Genomic DNA, 20,587 nt, shown 5'->3' with positions numbered 1-20,587 from the left:
GAGTATCTCATCAAGCATGGCGCAAAAACTTTATATACAGACTAACGGCTGTCAAATGAACGAGTACGATTCCGACAAAATGCGGGACGTACTGCAAGCATCGCACGGTTTGGAATTGACCGATATCCCCGAACAGGCTGACGTGTTGTTGCTGAATACCTGTTCCATCCGGGAAAAAGCCCAGGAGAAAGTATTTTCCGCGGTGGGGCGTTGGAAAAAAATCAAAGACAAGCGCCCTGACGTGATTATCGGCGTCGGCGGTTGTGTCGCCAGTCAGGAGGGGGCGGCGATACAGAAGCGTGCGCCCTACGTCGACATCGTGTTCGGTCCGCAAACCCTGCATCGTCTGCCGGAGCTGTTGAATCAGGCGCGCAGCGGCGACAAACATGTGGTCGACATCTCGTTCCCGGAAATCGAAAAATTCGACAACCTGCCGGAGCCGCGCGCTGAAGGTCCGAAAGCCTTTGTGTCGGTGATGGAAGGGTGCAGCAAATATTGCACTTATTGCGTCGTACCCTACACCCGCGGCGAGGAAGTCAGCCGGCCGCTCAACGATGTGATTGCCGAAATCGAAACGCTGGCCAAGCAAGGCGTGCGCGAGATCAATCTGTTGGGCCAGAACGTCAACGCCTACCGCGGCGCAATGGAAGACGGCGACATCGCCAGCTTCGCGTTATTGTTGCACTGTGTCGCCGCCGTCGACGGCATCGACCGCATTCGCTTTACCACCTCGCATCCCTTGGAATTCACCGACGACATCATCGAAGCCTTCGCCGAGATCCCGCAGCTGGTCAATCACCTGCATCTGCCGGTGCAAAGCGGCAGCAACCGGATTCTGGCCGAAATGAAACGCGGCCACCGGCGCGAGGATTACCTGGAAATCATGCGCAAGATCAAAGCCGTGCGGCCGGGAATCAGTTTGTCGTCGGATTTCATCATCGGTTTTCCCGGCGAAACCGACCAGGATTTCGAAGATACGATGGCGCTGATCGAGGAAGTCGGCTTCGACTTTTCCTACAGTTTCATATTTAGCGCCAGACCCGGCACGCCGGCCGCGAATTTTGCCGACGACGTCAGCATGGAAGTCAAGGAACAGCGCCTGCAACGCCTGAAAGAACGCTTGAACCAGATGTTCATGGCGATCTCGGAATCGATGGTCGGCACGGTGCAAAGCGTGTTGGTGGAAGGCGTTTCCAAGAAAAACCCGTTGCATCTGACCGGGCGTACCGAGAATAACCGGGTGGTCAATTTTGCTGCCCATCCGCGCCTGATCGGCCAATTCGTCGACGTCTTGATCACCGAAGCGTTGCCGAATTCTTTGCGCGGCCGCGTGTCGGAATCTTCCATCGAAAAAGTCAGACAGACCGCCTAGTGTTGAATACCTCGCATTTTTCCCAAGAAATCACGCTGTTGCCGGACGACGCCCAGCGCCTGTCCAATTTCTGCGGTCAACTCGATAGCCATATCCGCCAGATCGAGCAGCGCCTGCATGTGGATATTGCCAACCGTAGCAATCATTTTCGGGTCACCGGCGTCGATGCTGCAGTGAAAGCGGCTTGCGCGGTGATTCAAAAGCTGTTCGAAATGACGGAGCGCGAAGAAATTACCCCGGAGCAGGTACATCTTAGTTTGCAGGATGCCAGCATCGACCAACTGTTGCAGCCGGCGGCCAATCACGAGCCGGTGGCGATCCGGACCAAGCGCGGCGTGATTAAAGGCCGCGGCCATAATCAGCAGGATTATTTGCGCAAGATTCTCAGCCACGACATCAATTTCGGCGTCGGCCCGGCCGGCACCGGCAAAACCTATCTGGCGGTAGCTTGTGCCGTGGAAGCCTTGCAAAACGAGACTGTGCGGCGAATCGTTCTAGTGCGGCCGGCGGTGGAGGCCGGCGAGAAGTTGGGTTTCCTGCCCGGCGACATGGCGCAGAAGGTCGATCCTTATTTACGGCCGTTGTACGACGCTTTATACGACATGCTCGGTTTCGAGCGGGTCGAGAAGCTGCTGGAAAAAAACGTCATCGAAGTTGCGCCGTTGGCCTTCATGCGCGGCAGAACTCTGAACGATTCCTTCATTATTCTCGACGAAGCCCAAAATACCACGGTAGAGCAGATCAAGATGTTTCTGACTCGGGTCGGTTTCGGCTCGACGGCGGTGATTACCGGTGACGTAACCCAGATCGACTTGCCCAGCGAAAAAATGTCCGGCCTGAAGCATGTGTTGAAAGTGTTGAAAGACGTGGAAGGGATCAGTTTTACCTTTTTCGGCGTGCGCGACGTGGTCAGGCATCCTTTGGTGCAACGCATCGTTGCCGCTTACGACCGCTACGAACTGGAACAGGGCAACAACAAGCCGTGAACTATATCGATCTGCAGATTGCCACCGAATCGGTCCACCCCGACGCGGGGCAATTCCAAACCTGGGTCGATGCCGCCTTGTCCGGTTTCGAACGCGACAGCGAAGTGACGATTCGCCTGGTAGACATAGCCGAAAGCGCCGAATTGAACGGCCAATACCGGCACAAATCCGGCCCGACCAATATCCTCAGCTTTCCGTTCGAAGCGCCGCCGGGCGTGGAGCTCGATTTGCTGGGCGACCTGGTGATCTGCGCGCCGGTGATCGCGCACGAGGCGGCGGAACAGGGTAAATTACCCGACCACCATTGGGCGCATATCACTGTACACGGCGTATTGCATTTGCTAGGGTATGACCACATCGAAGAGCAAGACGCGGAACAAATGGAAGCGCTGGAAATTGACATTCTAAGCCGATTAAACATAGCCAATCCCTATCTGGAGGATAGTAAGCAATGAGCGATGGTAACCCCCCGAGTAGCCAGCCCCATCAGAAAAGCCTGATCGAACGCATCGGCCATTTTCTGAGTGGGGAGCCGCAAGATCAGGAAGACTTGCTGGAGATATTAAGAGAGTCGCAAGAAAAACATTTACTCGATTCCGACGCGCTGTCCATGATGGAAGGCGTTATGCATGTGGCGGAGATGCGGGTCAGAGACATCATGATCCCGCGTTCGCAGATGGTGGTAGTGCCGCGCGAGGCCGAACTGGAAACCATCTTTCCGCTCGTCGTCGAATTTGCCCATTCTCGTTTTCCCGTCATCGAAGAAGACCGCAGCAAAGTGGTCGGTATTCTGTTAGCCAAGGACCTGTTGGCTCATGCCTTGCGCGATAAATCTCTGAAAGTGGAAGACGTGATGCGACCGGTTAACCTGGTGCCGGAGAGCAAACGCCTGAACGTGCTATTGAAAGAATTTCGTACCGAGCGCAACCACATGGCGATCGTGGTCGACGAATACGGTAATGCCGCCGGCTTGGTCACCATTGAAGATGTGCTGGAACAAATCGTTGGCAAAATCGAGGATGAGCACGACGATGACGAGGTTCAGGAATTTATTTCTCAGCGGGGCGAAAAAGAATTCATTTTGAACGCGTTGACGCCGATCGAAGAATTCAACGATTATTTTTCCGCCGATTTGGCCGATGACGAATACGACACCATCGGCGGTTTGATCGTGCAACGCCTGGAGCATTTTCCGAAGAAAGGCGAAAAAGTCGAAATCGGCGATTTTTGTTTCGAGGTCTTGCGCGCCGATAACCGCCGCGTGCATCTGTTGAAACTTAAAATCAAATAAGCGTTCAATCCGGCCGCACGGCCGCGCTCAAATAACCCTCGAAATCCTCGGCCGGCAACGGCTGCGAAAAGTGGTAGCCCTGGCCGAAGTCGCAGCCGGATTCGAGCAACAAACGGAGTTGGTTTTCGGTTTCCAGACCTTCGGCGACGACTTGCATGCCCAGCTTGTGCGCCATGACGATGATGGCTTCGCATAACGCCATGTCGCTCGAGTCCGGGGCTAAATTGGCGACGAAGGAGCGGTCGATTTTCAAATAATCGATATCGAATTTTTTCAGATAAGCCAATGCCGAATAACCGGTGCCGAAGTCGTCGAGCGCTATCTGCATGCCGGTCTCGCGAAATGCTTGCAGGCTATTGCGGACCACGTTGCTGGCATCCAGTAGTAGACCCTCGGTAATTTCCACGACCAGGCCTTGCCCGGCCAATCCCAAAGCCCGCAGTTGGCTTAACCATTCGTCATGTACTTGGCTACCGTAAAATTGCGCAGGCGACTTGTTGATACTGATTTGAAACTCGGGATGGTAAAGCTCCCGCCAGCGCTTGGCCTGCCGCGCCGCCTGCTCGAACACCCAGTTCCCGATCTCGACGATCAAGCCGTTATCCTCCGCGATCGGGATGAATTCGGTGGGATTGATTTGCCCGCGCTCGGGATGGTGCCAACGCAATAGAGCTTCGGCTTTCAATATTCTGCCGGAAGCCAGTTCGACGATAGGCTGGTAATACAGCTGGAATTGTCCAGTTGCCAGTGCGCTCCGTAAATCGCCGGCAATCAACATCCGTTTTTGGGCCGCGGCATGCATCGCCGGCGTGAAATAACAATAGCGGTTGCGGCCTTGCTGCTTGGCGGCGTACATGGCCTGGTCGGCGTTTTTGATTAACGCATCGATCTTCTCGGCGTCCCGCGGATACAGAGTAATGCCGACGCTGGCCGACAAATAAGCGACTTTGTTTTTGAGTTGAAAAGGGGCTGCCAGAGTGCGCAGCACACTTTGTGCGACGCGTTCGGCGCTGGCGATATCATCCAGTTCCGACAGTATCATCGTAAATTCGTCGCCGCCGAGACGCGCCACCGTGTCCGATTCTCGTACGCAGCGGCTCAAGCGTAAGGCGGCGTCTTTCAACAGCATGTCGCCCATGTCGTGGCCCAAGCTGTCGTTGACTTCCTTGAAACGGTCCAGATCGATAAAAATCAGTGCCAACGGCAGTCCGTTGCGTTGGCATTTTTTGGTTTCCTGTTCCAGTCGGTCATGGAACATGCGGCGGTTGGGCAACCCGGTCAACGGATCGAAATTGGCCTGAGTCCAAATCAATTCTTCGGATTGTTTTTTCTGCGTAATATCGGAGAACATCGCCACTCGTCGGTGCGGGCTGCCGTCGACATTGAAAATGGTGTTGATGGTCAGCAGTTCGGCAAAGATCTCGCCGTTCTTGCGCCGATTCCACAGTTCGCCTTTCCAGTGGCCGCTACTGCCAATCGCTTGCAGCATGGCTTGGTAAAATTGTTCGCTCTGCCGATTCGAATTTAGGATCGCATGGCTCCGGCCCGCGACCTCGGCCAGCGTGTATCCGGTCAATTCGGTAAAGGCCGGATTTACCGTGATGATGGCGCAGTCGGCATCCATCACGGCCATTGCTTCGCTACTGTTCTGGTACACCAGCGACGCCAATTGCAAGGCTTCGTTGCTGCGGCTGCGGTCCACGGCGATTCCGGCCAGATTGGCAGCTTGTTCTATGGCCAGCAAATCATCGGCACTCGGTGCCCCCGGCTTGTGTTGATAAATAGCCAGACAGCCCAACAATTTGCCAGCGGTGTCGTGAATCGGTTCGGACCAACAGGCGCCAAGTCCGGCTTGAGCGGCCAATTCGCGAAAAGGTGCCCAGTAGGGATGTTGCTGAATGTCTTCAACGACAATGCGCTCGCCTGAGTAGGCCCCGGTATCGCAATATCCGACGCCGTTTTCGACCGGCATGCCATCGATAGTCCGATGGTAAAAAGCCGGCAGATGAGGGGCGGCGGCAATATGCAATTGTTTGCCGTCGTTATCCAGCAATAATATCGAGCACAGCAGATCGGGATTCTGGGTTTCGACGGCTAGAACCACGGCTTCCAGGATTCCGGCCAGTGGTGCGCCTTTGGCGATCAACTCCAGGACGTGATTATGGGCGCGTTCCCGGTCCGCCGCCTGCTGGCGGTCGGAAATGTCCATGGCGATACCGATCACTCCGGCCGGCTTGCCGTCGATATCTCGCAGACGGGCGCGGGTGATTTGCAGCACCCGGCGTTTGCCGTCCGCGAATGTCATGCGTTCCAACGACTGGTGAGCCGGTTCTGCTCCGTTCAGGCAGTCCTGGTCGGCGGCGTTAAACCGCGATGCCAATTCCTCGCCTAGCGACTCAGCCAAATCCGGGTTGGCAATAACTTGGTTTTCCGCCAATCCGAGGTGGTCGCAAAAGGTTTTGTTGGCGAAGGAAAATTGCCGGTTTGCGTCAATTAACCAAATTCCGACCGGTGCATTATCCAAAATGGCGTGCAGTTTCGCTTCGGACGCATATAGCTCGGCCACTTGGTTGTTCAGTTGCCCGGTCATGGCGACGAAATTTTTCGCCAGATAACCGATTTCGTCGTGGCGATCGATTGGAACGGCTTCCAAGCTTTGGCCAAGCCGAAACCGACTGACGGCCTGGGTCATCTGATCTAGCGGTTTGGCCAGTATTCTGGCCAATACCAACGAAATTACGCTGGCCAACAGGCTGAAGATCGCGGTGATCTCCACCACTTTCCAGCCCAGCAAGTGGCTGCCGGTCAATACCTCGGCCAAGGGGGTGTAAATACCCAGTAGCGCGAAGCGTCGGTTATACGGGTCTAGCGGTAATTTGACGAAGGCCGCTAATGACGACGGCGCCAAGGTTCGCTCGGCGCCGGTCGCGAACACCGCCAAATTCCGCTCGCCGTGCAACACGCCTTCGATTTCGGGAATATCGTTCTGAATCTGGAAACGACGGCCGTTCTCGAAGCCGAAGGTCTTGGTTTTGTCGGGGTGGATCAGATAATCGCCGTTGCCGTTGCTCAGTAGCAATTGGGTGTGAGGTGGCAGCCGGCGGCTAATCAGCGCAAATAAGCCGTCGAGGTCGACATTGATAACCAGCAACGCGATGTGAGTGCCTGCCGGCGATGAAATCGGTAGCGCGATGCGTACCGTGGGCTTGCCGAAACCTTGGTGGGAGCCAAGTTCCTGGTTTAAATTGATCTCGGAGACGTAAATTTCATCGGCGCTGGCTAAATGCAAGGTTTCGAACACGTACGGAAAATGGTTCTTTTCCTGCAACTGCGCCTCCGGAACGATCTGTACGCCGTCTTGGTCCCGGTCGACGCGGACCAGTTCCTTGCCGTAACGCTGGGCATGGATCAGCCGGACTTGGCTGTATTCCGGGTGACTTTTCAGCAATGCCGAAAACAGGTCGGCTAATTCGGCTTTCGCGGCGTCGAGCTGGCTGGCGGGATTTGCCAAGGCGATTTCTCGGCATAGCTTGAGGTTCGCCAGCGTTTTGGCGTCTTTTGCGGTGGCGGCCAACGCATCGCCGAAGCGGAACGATAAGCCCTGGACGGTGCTTAGCAACTGTGTTTGCGCGGTGCCGACCAGCAGCTGGCGGCTGCGGTCGTAGACGTAATAACCGGTCAGGCCGGTGGAAACGGTACCCAGCAAGGCTAGCCAGAATCCTAGTTTGATCCCGACGCTTGCCTTCATCAAAACGCCTCGGGCGGTTCGCCGGAAATAACGCGATCCCACAGCTGTTTTTGCAGGTCCGGATTGGCGACGGGTTCCAGCCAAATCAGTTTTTGCCCGGATTCGGTGTCGGGGTGGGCGGAGATGGTGTTTGCCAAGCCGTGACGGGCACTGAGGCGTTCGCTGACGGCAGGTTCCAGCGTGTAATCAATCCATTGTTCGGCCAATGCCGGGTTGGGTGCGTTGCGGGTAATCGCCCAGCAATCCAGCCAAGCCAGCGCGCCTTCTTGCGGAATCAGATAGCCGACATCGGCGCCGGCGTCGCGCAAGGCTTTCAGTTGCTGGCTGCCGTAATTGCCGAACACCAGTGCGACATCGTGGCGCATAAACAGCTGGACCGCTTGTTCTGCCGTCGAATAAAAGGTCAGCACGTTGCGGCGTAATTTCGCCAGTTCGCGCGCGGCTTCCGTCAGATTGCCATCTGAGAGTCGAAACGGATTGCCGGCGCCCAGCAATAGTCCGACCAACGAGAAATTATGGTTGCTGGTGTTAAATGCCAGGACCCGGCCACGGTAGGCAGGGTCCCACATTGCGGCCATCGATTGTGGTGGTTCGGCAATGATCTTGCGGTTGTAGATCAAGCCCATTTCCGCATAGGTGTAGGGAATTGCGAACACCTGCCCCTGCCGAACCAAACCTGGAATTGCCGCCAGATCGCGAAAACGCGGCAGTTGCCGGGCATGATTGGTAAGCCGGCTGGGATCGAGCGCTTGCACTAAATTCCGGTCGATATAGCGCTGCAGTTCGGCCGTGTTGACTGCAAACACGTCGTAGGCGGCATGGTTGATCTTATACCACAGGTCGTCGTCGGAATTGGCGTAAGTCACTTCCACCTTGGCGGCGTAGCGGTGTTCGAATTCGCGGACAGTATCGGCGTCGGCATAACCGTCCCAGGCCAACACTCGCAAGACTTCCGTTGCCGCTGCGGTCGCTGGGCAGAGCGCACAAATAATCGCCATAACAGCGATGGTGGCGGCGAATCGAAAGCGTGGTGCCATAAGAGTGCAGGGGCTTATGCTCGATTGACGAAGATGCCTAAGTATATTGGCAGATGGGGCAGAGTGTGGGCCGCTAAACGCTGGAAACGTCGCCGCCGCGGCATTTGCCGACTAAAGCGCGTCAGTCGGTCGTTTCCACTTTGACCAGAATCCGCAGCTGGTTGTGCCGCGTGGCGTCGTTGAAACTGTTGAATCCGCTATGCCGGCTGTTTTCGTCATCGACGTTGCCGGCAATTTCGACCCATTCGCCCAGATTGGCGCGTATCGAGGTCTGTGCCGACTGGGTGTCGAGTTGGCCATTCTGGCGAAAGCGATCGGACCAGGGGGCAACGTCGATGATTACTTGCCGGCCGACCAGGCGCGGCGTGACGGCGAATCCGGTCGTCGCTTCGACCATTTGGGTGTTGCTGTAAACGCTGGCGCCGTAGCCGTATTGGTAAGCATTGTATTGATGCACCGGCCTTACCTCGCCGGTTCTGATGATGGCCGGCTGGCCTTCCAAGGTGCGCAATTGTTGGTGTTGTTGCCGGTTTTCCAAATCGGCCGTGTTGCCGACTATGCCGCGCATCCGAATCGCGTCCGGCGACACTGCGATTGCCGCTTCTGCGTTGAGTTCGGCGGCGGTTTTGCTGCTGCTTTGCAAGACGCTGATCACCAGGTTGCTGAGGCGGGCGTCCAGTTTGCGCACCAGGGATTGAATGGCCTCCAGCCGGTCCGGATGGGTTCTGACGATCAGGCTGCTGCCGTTGTCTACCACCCGATCGTTGGCGTCCAGTAACGGCGCCAACAAGGGCAGGATTTCTGAGGCTGGGCGGTTGGCGAGCGGAATCACTTCCATCACCGGTTCGTCGGCCCAGGCGGCTTGCCCGGTCAAGATTGCCAGCGCCAGCCCAGCGGCCTTAAATTTCATCGTACAAGGCCATGTATTGTGCGGCGCTGTTTTTCCACGAGAAATCCTTGGCCATCGCATTGCGTTGAATCTGATGCCAGATCTTCGGATTATGGTATAGAACCAAACTGCGCTTGATGGCTTCGATCAATGCCGCCGCCGAGGCATCGTTGAAGGCAATCCCGCTGGCGGTACCGTTGGCGATGCTTTCCGGCAAGGCGTCGACCACGGTGTCGGCCAGACCGCCGGTCTTTCTGACGATCGGGATGGTGCCGTAACGTTGGCTGTACATTTGATTTAGCCCGCACGGCTCGAACCGCGACGGCATCAGGAAAATGTCGGCCCCGGCTTCGATTTGGTGCGCCAGACGTTCGTCGTAGCCTATCGTTACGGCCACCTTTTCCGGGTAGAGCCGAGCGAACTCCTGCAAGCGGTACTCTATGCTTTTGTCGCCGCTGCCCAGCAAGGCGAATTGCAGCGGTAAGCTTGTCATTTCCGCCAGACAGTTCAATACCAAGTCTATGCCTTTTTGCTCCACCAGCCTGCCGATCAGGCCGAACAAAGGTACATCGGCCGCGACCGGCAGGCCCAGTTGCTGTTGCAATGCGGCTTTGTTGGCCTGCTTGCCTTCCAGGTTGTCAGCACTGTAATTGTGTGCCAAATAACTGTCGCTGCTCGGGTTCCAAACGGCTGTATCGATGCCGTTGATGATGCCGCTGAGCTGCTGTTGTTTGTGAGCCAGCAAGCCTTCCAGGCCGTAGCCGAATTCCGGCGTCTGGATTTCCTGGGCGTAGGTGGGGCTGACCGTGGTGATGCGGTCGGCGTAGGCCAGGCCGCCCTTGATGAACGACAGCATGCCGTGAAATTCGAGTCCTTCCGGGTGCAGCAATTGCCCTGGCAAATTCAGTTGCGAATAGGCGCTACCCGGAAACAGGCCTTGGTAAGCCATGTTGTGGATCGTGAACACGGTCGCCGGCGGTTCTTGCTCCAACGACAACAAGGCCGGCGCCAGTCCGGTTTGCCAGTCGTTGCAATGTAAAATGTCGGCGCGCCAGTCCAGGTAAGCCCGATTCATCGCCACTTCGACGATGATGCGGCAGAACAGCGCAAAGCGCTCGCCGATATTGGCCCAGGGTCGGCCGGCTTCGTCCAGGTAGGGGTTGCCGGGGACGTTGAAAAACGGCGGGTAATCGACCAGCCAGACGATGACGCTGCTGTCCGGCAGTCGGGTTTCCAGCAAATTGACGTCGCAATTATTGACCCGCACCGTGCACAGGTAGCGGCCCGGCTCGCAGTTCTTGATGGCCTGGTAATTGGGCATGATGATGCGCACGTCCTGACCCAATTCGGCCAAGGCTTGCGGTAAGCTGCCGGCGACGTCGGCCAAGCCGCCGGTTTTGATCAGAGGATGGGTTTCGCTGCTAGCGAACAGGATTTTTTTCATATCGGAGAACTACATTTTCAAAATGATGCCGGCTAAGGGCGGTAAGGTGACGGCAATCGAATGTTGCTGGCCCATCCACGGTTGCGGTTCGGACAATACCGTCCCGTTGCCGACGTTGCTGCCGTCGTAATATTGCGAGTCGGAGTTGAAAATTTCGAAGTAGGTGCCCGGTTGCGGCACGCCGATCCGATAGCTTTCCCGCGGCACCGGTGTGAAATTCAGGATGACGATCAAATCTTCGTGTGCCGATTTGCGCCGGTAGCTGATGATGGACTGCTGGTAGTCGTGGCAATCGATCCATTCGAAGCCTTGATGTTCGAAATCGTAACGGTGTAACGCGGCATGGCTGCTGTATAGCTTGTTCAGATCCTTGACCAATGTCTGCAAGCCGCGATGGTGGGGATAGTCCAACACGTACCAATCCAAGGTGCGGTTACAACTCCACTCGGTGCCCTGGCCGAATTCGCAGCCCATGAACAACAGCTTCTTGCCGGGATAGGTGAACATCATGGTATAGAGCAGGCGCAGGTTGGCGAAACGCTGCCATTCGTCGCCGGGCATTTTGTTCAGCAGAGAGCCTTTGCCGTGCACCACTTCGTCGTGCGAAAACGGCAGCACGAAGTTTTCGGTGAAGGCGTACAACAGGCCGAAGGTCAGCGAATCGTGATGGTAGGAGCGGTGAATCGGCTGCTCTTGCATGTAATGCAGAATGTCGTGCATCCAGCCCATATTCCATTTCATCGAGAAGCCCAAGCCGCCGGTCCAGGTCGGCCGGGTCACTTGCGGCCAGGAGGTGGATTCTTCGGCCATGATCACGGTGCCGGGGTGCTGCTCGTGGGTCACCGTATTCATATGGCGCAGGAAGTCGATCGCTTCCAGGTTTTCGTTGCCGCCGTACATATTGGGAATCCAGTCGTTGGCATCGCGCGAGTAATCCAGATACAGCATCGAGGCGACCGCATCGACGCGCAGACCGTCCAGATGGAATTCCTCCAGCCAGAAGAAGGCGCTGGACAGCAGGAAGTTTTTCACTTCATTGCGGCTGTAGTTGTAGATCAATGTGCCCCAATCGCGATGTTCGCCTTTGCGCGGGTCTTCGTGCTCGTAAAGCGGGGTGCCGTCGAAGCGACCCAGCGCGAAGCTGTCCTTCGGAAAATGGGCCGGCACCCAGTCCAGGATCACACCGATGCCGTTTTGGTGGCAGTGATCGACGAAAAAACGGAAGTCGTCCGGCGTGCCGTGGCGGCTGGTCGGCGCAAAATAACCGGTGGTCTGGTAGCCCCAGGAAATGTCCAGCGGGTGTTCGGTGACCGGTAACAGTTCGATATGGGTAAAGCCCATTTCCTTGACGTAATCGACCAATTGCGCGGCCAGATCGCGGTAGTTCAGAAAATTGCCGCGGTGGTCGCGCCGCCAAGAGCCGAGGTGTACTTCGTAGATCGACATCGGCCGGTGGAGCCAGTCGTGTTGCGGCCGTTGCTCCATCCAGGCGCCGTCTCGCCACATGTAGGCATCCTCGTCGACCACGATCGCCGCAGTGGATGGACGAAACTCGAACTGCTGGCCGTAAGGGTCGGTTTTGACCAGCACTTGGCCGCTGTGGCGGTTCAGGATTTCGAACTTGTAAAGGTTGCCTACCGTCAGGCCCGGAATAAAGATCTCCCAAATGCCGCTGTTGCCCAGATTGCGCATCGGATGGCAACGGCCATCCCAGCGATTGAAGTCGCCGATGGCGCTGACTCGTTGCGCATTGGGAGCCCAGACGGCGAAATGCACGCCTTCAATGCCGTCGACCGTCATCAAATGGGCGCCGAGCTTTTGGTAAATGTGCCAATGCCTGCCTTCGCCGAACAGATGTTGGTCGAATTCCGGCAGTATCGGCCCGAAGCTATAAGGATCGTACTGGCAGTGGCTGCCGCCGTCTTTGTCCAGCCAAATTAACTGGTAGTGGGCCGGAACGCCGGTTTTGCCGGGGCGGTATTCGAAGAAATCGCTGTCCGGGATGCGTTGGAATTCGCCGCCGTCGGCTGCCAGTTTGACGGATTCGGCGTAGGGCAAAAAGGCGCGGAGAATGGTGTCGCCGCCTACGGTATGGCGGCCCAAAACCGAGAACGGATCGTGATGTTTGGCATCTTTAATTTTGACGAGTTCTGAATCAAGCGAATGTAACGGGCTTGGCTTGTTCATCTTGCAGGGCCTCAGTATAGTTAGGGTTAAGCGTTGGGCGGGGACGGCGATTTTGCTAAAAGACCGGCGTTAATAGTAGCAATGCGTATGGGTTTTTACTTTTCCGTGAAGAGTAACGATAATGGCTCAGCGCGGCAAGTGCCAGCTCGAGAAATCTGCATCGGCCGGCCGCCGCCCGTATTTGCAGTAAAGCTTATCAATTGAACGAGGAAATACATGTCAGTCGTCGATACACATCAGCAGGAGAGACGGGTAAACGATTTAACCCGCAATACCATCGCTTTAATTTTGGCTGGCGGACGCGGCTCGCGGTTGAAGAACATGACGGACTGGCGGGCTAAGCCGGCGGTACCTTTCGGCGGCAAGTTTCGGATTATCGATTTTCCATTATCGAATTGCATCAACTCGGATATTCGCAAGATCGGAATCCTGACCCAATACAAAGCCGATTCCTTGATTCGGCACATTCAGCAAGGCTGGGGCTTCCTGCGCGGCGAATTCGGCGAATACGTCGATCTGATGCCGGCGCAGCAGCGCCACGACGAACACTCGTGGTATCAGGGCACAGCCGATGCAATCTACCAAAACATCGATATTTTACGGGCGCGCAATCCGGAGTTCGTGTTGGTCTTGGCCGGCGACCACATTTACAAAATGGATTACTCGGTGATGTTGGCCGACCATGTCGCCAACAAGGCCGACCTGACCATCGGCTGTATCGAAGTGTCGCTGGAAGATGCTAAGGCGTTCGGGGTAATGCACGTCGACGACAACCGTCGGGTTAAGGCGTTCGTCGAAAAGCCGGAAAATCCGCCGGTCATGCCGGGCCGGGAGAACACCGCACTGGCGTCCATGGGGATTTACATTTTTAATGCCGGGTTTTTGTTCGAGCAACTGATCAAAGATGCGGACACCAAGGGGTCCAGCCGCGATTTCGGCAAAGACATCATTCCGGCGGTAATCGACAAGTACCGGGTCAACGCCTATCCGTTTTTGGATCTGCAAAGCGGCCAGCAAAGCTACTGGCGCGACGTCGGAACCATCGACGCTTACTGGACCGCCAACATGGAGCTGGTCGGCGTCAAACCTGACCTGAATCTGTACGACAACACCTGGCCGATCTGGACCTACCAAGCGCAGACGCCGCCGGCTAAATTCGTGTTCGACGACGACGACCGCCGCGGTCAAGCCATCGACTCGATGGTCTCCGGCGGCTGTGTGATATCCGGCGCGACGGTCAGGCACTCGCTGTTGTTCTCGCAAGTCAGGGTCAATTCCTATAGCATCGTAGAGGATTCGGTAGTGCTGCCGGAAGTCAATATCGGCCGGCATTGCCGGATCAAGAAAGCGATCATCGAAAAAGGCTGCCAAGTGCCGGAAGGCACCGTGATCGGCGAAAACCGGGCTGAAGACGAAAAGCGCTTTCATGTCAGCGAGGGCGGCGTCGTGCTGGTGACCTCCGATATGTTGGGGCAACGCCGGAATTATGTCCGCTAAAAAATTGAAGCTGGTGCTGTGCTGGCACATGCACCAGCCGGAATACCGCGATATGCAGAGCGGGGAGTTCAAATTACCTTGGACTTATCTGCATGTCATAAAAGACTACGTCGATATGGTGGCCCACCTGGAGGCCACTCCGGCGGCGAAAGCGGTGGTGAACTTTGCGCCCATCTTGCTGGAGCAGATCGAAGACTATTCAAACCAGGTCAATGGCTATTTGCACGATAGAATCGCGATCAAGGATCCGCTGCTTGCGGCCTTGGTTGAGCCGGCTGTTTCGGCTGATCCGGATCGGCGACTGAAATTGTTGCACGATTGCCGTAAGGCGAACCGCGAGCGACAGATCGAGCGCTATCCCGCCTTCCGCAAGCTAATCGATATGGCGGATTGGATCCAGTCGCACCAGGATTCGGTCAACTACGTCAACGCGCAGTTCATTTCCGACATATTGGTCTGGTACCATTTGGTGTGGATGGGCGAGACTGTCAAACTTGGCGACGGCCGCGTGCAGCGTCTGATCGACAAAGGCAGCGGTTTCAGTCTGCACGACAGGATCGAGATTGTCGAAATTATCGGCGACCTGTTATCGCGAGTCATCTACCGTTATAAATCGCTGGCCAGAAAAGGCCGTATCGAATTATCCGTTACCCCTTACGCCCATCCGATCATGCCGCTGATGCTGCAAATCGATTGTGCCCGCGAGGCGATGCCTGGCGTCGAATTGCCGGGACTGGATAACTATCCGGGCGGGGAGGAGCGGGTACGTTGGCATCTGCAAAAGGGCGTGGCGACGTTTCGGCATTTCTTCGGCTTCGAGCCGCAAGGTTGCTGGCCGTCGGAGGGTAGTGTCAGCGAGCGGACGCTGCAGATCCTTGCGGAAACCGGTTTCCGTTGGGCCGCCAGTGGCGGCAACGTGCTGCACAATAGTTTGCACGCCTCCGGTTTGGCCGGAAGTTGCAGCCCGCACCAGCCGTTTAAACTGCATTCAGCCGATATCGCCTGTTTTTTCCGGGACGATGGCTTGTCAGACCTGATAGGTTTTGAATATTCCAAATGGCATGCCGATGATGCGGTGGCCGATTTGATCAAACATTTGGAGAATATCGCCGATTTCGATAGCGAGGAGCCTCTGGTTTCGATCATTATGGACGGCGAAAATGCGTGGGAATATTTTCCGGATAACGGCTATCATTTTCTTAGCGCTTTGTATCGTCGGTTGAGCGAGCATCCGCGTATCGAGTTGACCACCTTTTCCGAGTATCTGGATAGCAAAGGAAATCGCAGAGGAAAATTGCCGAAATTGGTGGCTGGAAGTTGGGTTTACGGTACCTTTTCGACCTGGATTGGCGATGCCGATAAGAATTACGGCTGGGATATGCTGGGCGATGTCAAGACGGCGTTCGATCGGGCTGTGGCGAACGGTAAGCTCAACGAGCAACAGCTGCTGCGTGCTCAAACCCAGCTGGGTGTTTGCGAAGGATCGGACTGGTTCTGGTGGTTTGGCGACTATAACCCCGGCGAAGCGGTTAGCGACTTCGAAAAGCAGTATAGGCTCAATCTGACCAACCTTTACCGGTTGTTGGGGGAAGAGCCGCCGGCGTACTTGGCCTTGTCGTTTACGCAAGGTAGCGGTAGTCCGGCGATGGGCGGTGCTATGCGCCGCGGTAATCAAATATAAGAAAACGGAACTAGTTCATGGGTGCTCTCTTGGATAAACGCCGCGCGGGCGTTTTGCTACACATTACATCCTTGCCGGGGCGCGGAGAGTGTGGCGATTTGGGAAGGGAAGCGTTTCATTTTGTCAATTTTCTGCACGATACCGGTGCCACGGTTTGGCAGACCTTGCCACTCGGCATGCCGCACGGCGACGGGTCGCCGTACCAGTGTTTGTCTGCCCATGCCGGCAATCCGGCGCTGATCAATCTCGAATGGTTGTCGGACAAGGGGTGGCTGCAGGCCGTCGACCGTTGCGGCGATTGTCATACCAATACTGAAATTACCAAAAGTTGCCTGATAACCAAGGCGTTCTACGGCTTCCAAAATTTGGCCGATGCCGAACAGCAGGCTGATTTTCAACGGTTTTGTCAGGAAAAAGCCGATTGGCTCGACGACTTCGCCTTGTTTATCGCATTGCGTAACGTATTCGGGCACAAATGTTGGAACGAGTGGCCGGAAGCGTTGCGACAACGTGAGCCGAAAGCGCTGAGCGAGTCGCGGCAGTTATTGAAAGCGGTGATCGATTCGATCAAATTCGAACAGTACGTATTCTTCAGGCAGTGGCACGAGTTGAAGGATTATGCGGCTCGGCACGGCGTCCTGATGTTCGGCGATATTCCGATTTTTGTTTCCTATGATAGTGCCGACGTTTGGGCTAACCGCGACGTGTTCAAACTGAACGCGGCCGGCGAGATGGAAGTCGTGGCCGGGGTGCCGCCGGATTATTTCTCCGAATTCGGTCAGCGCTGGGGTAATCCGCATTATGACTGGGAGTATTTGCGCAAAACCGGTTTCAAGTGGTGGCTGGAGCGGATCAAATCGCAATACGAGATGTTCGATATTCTCCGCATTGACCATTTTCGCGGGCTGGAGGCGGCATGGGAGATTCCGGCCGACGAGGACACCGCGATCAACGGCCGCTGGGTCGTCGCGCCCGGCGCCGAGCTGTTGGCCGAGATTCAACGCCATTTCGGCTCGCTGTCGCTGGTTGCCGAAGACTTGGGCATCATTACCGCCGAAGTCGAGGCCTTGCGCGACGACTTCGAATTGCCCGGCATGAAGATTTTGCAATTTGCTTTCGGCGACGATAGTCGCAATCCCTATTTGCCGTGTAACTACCATCGAAACTGTGTGGTGTATACCGGTACCCACGACAACGACACCACGTTAGGCTGGTTCGACGGGCTTAACGACAGCGAAAAACAGCGGATTTATGACTATTTAGGCTGGTCCAGTTTGCCGATGCCGAGCGCGCTGATTCATGCCGCGATGGGATCGGTTGCCAATCTGGCGATGATTCCGATGCAGGATATCTTAAAGCTCGGGTCGCCGGATCGGATGAATACGCCCGGAACCACTGAAGGTAACTGGCGCTGGCGTTTCGATTGGTCGCAATTGTCCGACGATAAAGCCGGACATTTTGCGCATTTAATCCGCTTGTTCGGCCGCTGCTGAAGCGGCCGAGTTCAGCTGTCAATCGTCGTCTTGCTTGGCCGGTTTTTCCGGTATCGGTAGCGACGGAATTTTGTAGTCGGCAATAATCGCCTGGATTTTTGCCCGATTCTTGTCGATCAAGTCGTTAAGCTGTTGCTTGCGCTGATTGTCGCCTTGGCGAATGCCCATCGCAATCGAGAAATCGAAGCGCGTCCCCGGTGCCGATTGCATCGGGATTGCGATATAGCCGTTCTTGGTGTTCTGATTTTGCACGTACGCCGCCATCGGGCCCCATAAAATCACCATGTCGATTTTTCCGGCGCGCAGATCCTTCTCGATCTGCATTGCCACGTTGTGTTCGCTGTCGCCGGTCATACTTTGGTAAGGAACGCCGTAATCCAGCAGGCCGTTCTGTTGCAGCCAGTCGGTACCGGGGCCGCGGTCGAACATGGCGATTTTCAGTTTCTGCTGTCGCTGCTCGGGCAATTGCACCAATTGGTTGGGATCTTTGATATCGTCCCAGCCCCGGCCTTTTGCAATCAATAAGACGTAGGTCGAATGCAGGTAGGGTTTGGTGGTTTCGGTCAATTCGAAGCCGGCCGGCACGCCCATCACGACATCGCACTTGAAACCTTCGCCATTGTCGTTTTCCGCTTTCAAGGTATTGCGGATGAAGCCGATGCGGTCCGGCAACCAGGTGTATTCGAGTTCCTGGCCCAATTGGTCGGCTAACAGCGCGGCGATTTTATTCTCGTAGCCGGTCAGTTCCTTAGTGGAATAGGGCGGGTTTACCGGGTCTGCGCAGACTTTGAACTTGTCCTGGGCTTGGCTGTTGGCGATTGGCGCGGTCAAGGCTAGAGATAGGGCCCAAGTGGTGAAGGTCGAATTGGCTTTCATGATAATTCCTGTACTGGTTTTCTTGGCATAAAAAAGCCTTGGCCGATTGCTCGGCCAAGGCTTGCTTCACTGCAAATCTAACGTTTAGATTTTAGTTAGGCAGAGCGAACACAGTCAGTGTACCACCCAGTTTGGTGTAAGAGCCTAAGCTTCTGTACGCGCCAACCGCACCCAGACCTTCCGAGTTGGTTGATGACGAACCGTCGTCCAGACCGGCCGCGATACCGATACCTGCCCAACCGCCGATACCTGACAGAACGCCGACGTATTGTTTGCCTTCGAATTCCCAAGTGTTGACGTTACCGATGATGCCGGATGGGGTTTTGAATTTGTACAATTCTTTACCGGTTTTGGCGTCAACTGCTTTCAGGTAACCTTCCAGGGTGCCGTAGAACACAACGCCACCAGCGGTTGCAACAGAGCCTGACCATACAGAGAATTGTTCTTTGTTAGACCAAGCGATTTTGCCGGTTTTGGCATCCCAAGCAGTGAATTGACCCAAGTTGGTGGTGCCGTCTTTTTTACCGGTCAAAACATCGGCGCCAGCAGGCATCATGTTCAGGGTTGCACCAACGTAAGGCTGGCCAGCGGTGTAGCTAACTTCAAACGGTTCGTACTCCATGCACAAGTGGTTGCCTGAGATGTAGAACAGGCCGGTTTGTGGAGAGTAAGAAACAGGTTGTTGGTTTTTCGCGCCCAAAGCAGCAGGGCAGGTGCCCACTGTGTTGACGTCTTCGCCGTTATGTTCCGTAGAGAACTCTGGCACGACTTGTGGACGGCCGGATTTCATGTCGACGTGGGTCAGCCAGTTGACAGATTTGTCAAAGGTTTCAGCAACCAACAGTTCGCCGGTTTCGCGGTCCAGGGTGTAACCCACGCCGTTACGGTCGAAATGGACGATGGTTTTGTGCATTTTGCCTTTAACTTCTTGGTCAACCAGAACGGTTTCATTGATACCGTCGTAGTCCCACTCGTCGTGTGGAGTCATTTGGTAAACCCATTTCACTTCACCGGTGTCGGCGTCGCGAGCCCACAAAGACATGGACCATTTGTTGTCGCCCGGACGTTGTACAGGGTTCCATGTAGAAGGGTTGCCTGAGCCGTAGTAGACCAGATTCAGTTTAGGGTCGTAGGAATACCAGCCCCAGGTGGTGCCGCCACCGATTTTCCATTGGTCACCTTTCCAGGTTGCCAAGCTTGACTCAGGACCCAGTGGGGTGACTTTTCCGTCTTGCCAGGTGGTGGATTTGCCCGGTTTGATCAGGGTGTCCTTGTCTGGACCCATGCTGTAACCTTTCCACGCCAACTGGCCGGTTTTGATGTCGTAAGCAGCCAGGAAGCCGCGGACACCAAACTCACCACCGGAAATACCGGTGATGACTTTGTCTTTAACAACGATCGGCGCGTTGGTGTTGGTCATACCCAGTTTCGGGTCGCCGTTTTGTACGCTCCATACGCGCTTGCCGGTTTTGGCATCCAGCGCAGTCAGCACGGTGTCTGATTGTTGCAGGAAGATTTTACCGTCGCCGTAAGCCAAGCCGCGGTTAACGGTATCGCAGCACATGACCGGGATGGTTACGTCGGCATCCATGGTCGGGGTAAATTCCCAGATGACGGCTTTGGTTTTTTGGTCGATCGCGTAAACGGTGTTAGGGAACGGAGTGTGAATATACAGAACGCCGTTAACAACCAGAGGACCACCTTCGTGACCACGCAACACACCGGTAGAGAAAGACCAGGCAGGTTGCAGGTTTTTAACGTTCTGAGTGTTGATTTGGGACAATTTGCTGTAGCGGGTACCAGCGTAGTCGCCACCCCAAGAAGCCCAGTTAGCAGGGTTTTGAGTTAATTTTTCTAAGTCGTCGTTGGCGGTAGATACGGTTGGTGCAGCAAGGATCGTCGCTACAGTCGAAGCAAGCAGCCAGTTGTGTACAGGCTTCTTCATATGTTTCCTCCTGGTAATCTGTTGATGAGACAGAGTACGGTTTTGTGTTGTTAAGACTAATATTAGTTTTAAAGCTCTGTTTGGATGACTGACCTGTTCAGGTCGTTCGCACATCGTCGAACGCAGAGGTAGAGCCACACC

At 55.5% G+C, this 20,587-nt stretch carries 14 protein-coding genes; 7 read left to right on the top strand and 7 right to left on the bottom strand.

Annotation, left to right across the window (positions count from 1 at the left end; genetic code table 11):
• Positions 1 to 16: 16 nt before the first annotated feature.
• From miaB to ACH518_RS21140, 4 genes are read left to right on the top strand one after another with little or no spacing between them, the layout of a single operon-like run.
• Positions 17 to 1,372 (top strand): tRNA (N6-isopentenyl adenosine(37)-C2)-methylthiotransferase MiaB, encoded by a 1,356-nt coding sequence (gene miaB / locus ACH518_RS21155; protein WP_140911623.1) that lies wholly within the window; start codon positions 17 to 19, stop codon positions 1,370 to 1,372.
• Positions 1,372 to 2,358, top strand: a complete 987-nt coding sequence (locus ACH518_RS21150) for a PhoH family protein (protein ID WP_140911624.1) — start codon at positions 1,372 to 1,374, stop codon at positions 2,356 to 2,358. The genes miaB and ACH518_RS21150 overlap by 1 nt, the downstream gene beginning before the upstream one ends.
• On the top strand, positions 2,355 to 2,813 hold the full coding sequence (ybeY, locus tag ACH518_RS21145) for an rRNA maturation RNase YbeY (protein ID WP_140911625.1): 459 nt from the start codon (positions 2,355 to 2,357) through the stop codon (positions 2,811 to 2,813). Before ACH518_RS21150 ends, ybeY begins: the two co-directional genes overlap by 4 nt.
• Positions 2,810 to 3,649: an HlyC/CorC family transporter gene (locus ACH518_RS21140; protein ID WP_140911626.1), complete on the top strand. Its 840-nt coding sequence runs from the start codon at positions 2,810 to 2,812 to the stop codon at positions 3,647 to 3,649. Before ybeY ends, ACH518_RS21140 begins: the two co-directional genes overlap by 4 nt.
• Before the next feature lie 4 nt (positions 3,650 to 3,653).
• Here the strand turns inward: ACH518_RS21140 and ACH518_RS21135 are convergent, their stop codons facing one another.
• The 5 genes from ACH518_RS21135 to glgB form a co-directional block, all read right to left on the bottom strand.
• Positions 3,654 to 7,397, bottom strand: a complete 3,744-nt coding sequence (locus ACH518_RS21135) for an EAL domain-containing protein (protein ID WP_445371526.1) — start codon at positions 7,395 to 7,397, stop codon at positions 3,654 to 3,656.
• On the bottom strand, positions 7,397 to 8,395 hold the full coding sequence (locus ACH518_RS21130; protein ID WP_445371525.1) for an extracellular solute-binding protein: 999 nt from the start codon (positions 8,393 to 8,395) through the stop codon (positions 7,397 to 7,399). The genes ACH518_RS21135 and ACH518_RS21130 overlap by 1 nt, the downstream gene beginning before the upstream one ends.
• A 160-nt stretch (positions 8,396 to 8,555) precedes the next feature.
• Complete coding sequence (locus ACH518_RS21125) at positions 8,556 to 9,344, bottom strand: secretin N-terminal domain-containing protein (RefSeq protein WP_445371524.1); 789 nt, start codon at positions 9,342 to 9,344, stop codon at positions 8,556 to 8,558.
• Positions 9,334 to 10,767: a glycogen synthase GlgA gene (gene glgA, locus ACH518_RS21120; RefSeq protein ID WP_140911630.1), complete on the bottom strand. Its 1,434-nt coding sequence runs from the start codon at positions 10,765 to 10,767 to the stop codon at positions 9,334 to 9,336. Before glgA ends, ACH518_RS21125 begins: the two co-directional genes overlap by 11 nt.
• Positions 10,768 to 10,776: 9 nt before the next feature.
• The gene (gene glgB / locus ACH518_RS21115) at positions 10,777 to 12,954 is read right to left on the bottom strand and encodes a 1,4-alpha-glucan branching protein GlgB (protein ID WP_445371523.1); all 2,178 of its coding nucleotides are present in this window, start codon (positions 12,952 to 12,954) and stop codon (positions 10,777 to 10,779) included.
• Between the two features lie 216 nt (positions 12,955 to 13,170).
• Here glgB and glgC point away from each other — a divergent pair, with 216 nt between their 5' ends.
• From glgC to malQ, 3 genes are read left to right on the top strand one after another with little or no spacing between them, the layout of a single operon-like run.
• A complete protein-coding gene (gene glgC / locus ACH518_RS21110) occupies positions 13,171 to 14,451 on the top strand; it encodes a glucose-1-phosphate adenylyltransferase (protein WP_140911632.1) in 1,281 nt (426 codons plus the stop codon).
• Positions 14,441 to 16,132, top strand: a complete 1,692-nt coding sequence (locus tag ACH518_RS21105; protein ID WP_445371522.1) for a glycoside hydrolase — start codon at positions 14,441 to 14,443, stop codon at positions 16,130 to 16,132. The genes glgC and ACH518_RS21105 overlap by 11 nt, the downstream gene beginning before the upstream one ends.
• Before the next feature lie 17 nt (positions 16,133 to 16,149).
• Positions 16,150 to 17,625 carry a 4-alpha-glucanotransferase gene (malQ, locus tag ACH518_RS21100; RefSeq protein ID WP_445371521.1) on the top strand — a complete coding sequence of 492 codons (1,476 nt, stop codon included), beginning with the start codon at positions 16,150 to 16,152 and terminating at the stop codon, positions 17,623 to 17,625.
• Between the two features lie 18 nt (positions 17,626 to 17,643).
• On the opposite strand, the gene ACH518_RS21095 is transcribed toward malQ, so the two are convergent.
• A complete protein-coding gene (locus ACH518_RS21095; RefSeq protein WP_445371520.1) occupies positions 17,644 to 18,501 on the bottom strand; it encodes a quinoprotein dehydrogenase-associated putative ABC transporter substrate-binding protein in 858 nt (285 codons plus the stop codon).
• Positions 18,502 to 18,592: 91 nt separating this feature from the next.
• A complete protein-coding gene (locus ACH518_RS21090) occupies positions 18,593 to 20,446 on the bottom strand; it encodes a methanol/ethanol family PQQ-dependent dehydrogenase (RefSeq protein ID WP_445371519.1) in 1,854 nt (617 codons plus the stop codon).
• Between the last annotated feature and the right edge of the window lie 141 nt (positions 20,447 to 20,587).

This window comes from Methylomonas sp. HW2-6 (assembly GCF_052474525.1).
This window is presented reverse-complemented; position numbering and strand designations above follow the sequence as displayed.

Bases quoted from the DNA above. Each gene is read 5' to 3' on its own strand.
- ACH518_RS21125 (WP_445371524.1), bottom strand. From the start codon at position 9,344: ATGAAATTTAAGGCCGCTGGGCTGGCGCTGGCAATCTTGACCGGGCAA.
- ACH518_RS21090 (WP_445371519.1), bottom strand. From the start codon at position 20,446: ATGAAGAAGCCTGTACACAACTGGCTGCTTGCTTCGACTGTAGCGACG.
- glgA (WP_140911630.1), bottom strand. From the start codon at position 10,767: ATGAAAAAAATCCTGTTCGCTAGCAGCGAAACCCATCCTCTGATCAAA.
- miaB (WP_140911623.1), top strand. From the start codon at position 17: ATGGCGCAAAAACTTTATATACAGACTAACGGCTGTCAAATGAACGAG.
- ACH518_RS21105 (WP_445371522.1), top strand. From the start codon at position 14,441: ATGTCCGCTAAAAAATTGAAGCTGGTGCTGTGCTGGCACATGCACCAG.
- ACH518_RS21130 (WP_445371525.1), bottom strand. From the start codon at position 8,395: ATGGCGATTATTTGTGCGCTCTGCCCAGCGACCGCAGCGGCAACGGAA.
- malQ (WP_445371521.1), top strand. From the start codon at position 16,150: ATGGGTGCTCTCTTGGATAAACGCCGCGCGGGCGTTTTGCTACACATT.
- ACH518_RS21135 (WP_445371526.1), bottom strand. From the start codon at position 7,397: ATGAAGGCAAGCGTCGGGATCAAACTAGGATTCTGGCTAGCCTTGCTG.
- glgB (WP_445371523.1), bottom strand. From the start codon at position 12,954: ATGAACAAGCCAAGCCCGTTACATTCGCTTGATTCAGAACTCGTCAAA.
- ACH518_RS21140 (WP_140911626.1), top strand. From the start codon at position 2,810: ATGAGCGATGGTAACCCCCCGAGTAGCCAGCCCCATCAGAAAAGCCTG.
- glgC (WP_140911632.1), top strand. From the start codon at position 13,171: ATGTCAGTCGTCGATACACATCAGCAGGAGAGACGGGTAAACGATTTA.
- ACH518_RS21095 (WP_445371520.1), bottom strand. From the start codon at position 18,501: ATGAAAGCCAATTCGACCTTCACCACTTGGGCCCTATCTCTAGCCTTG.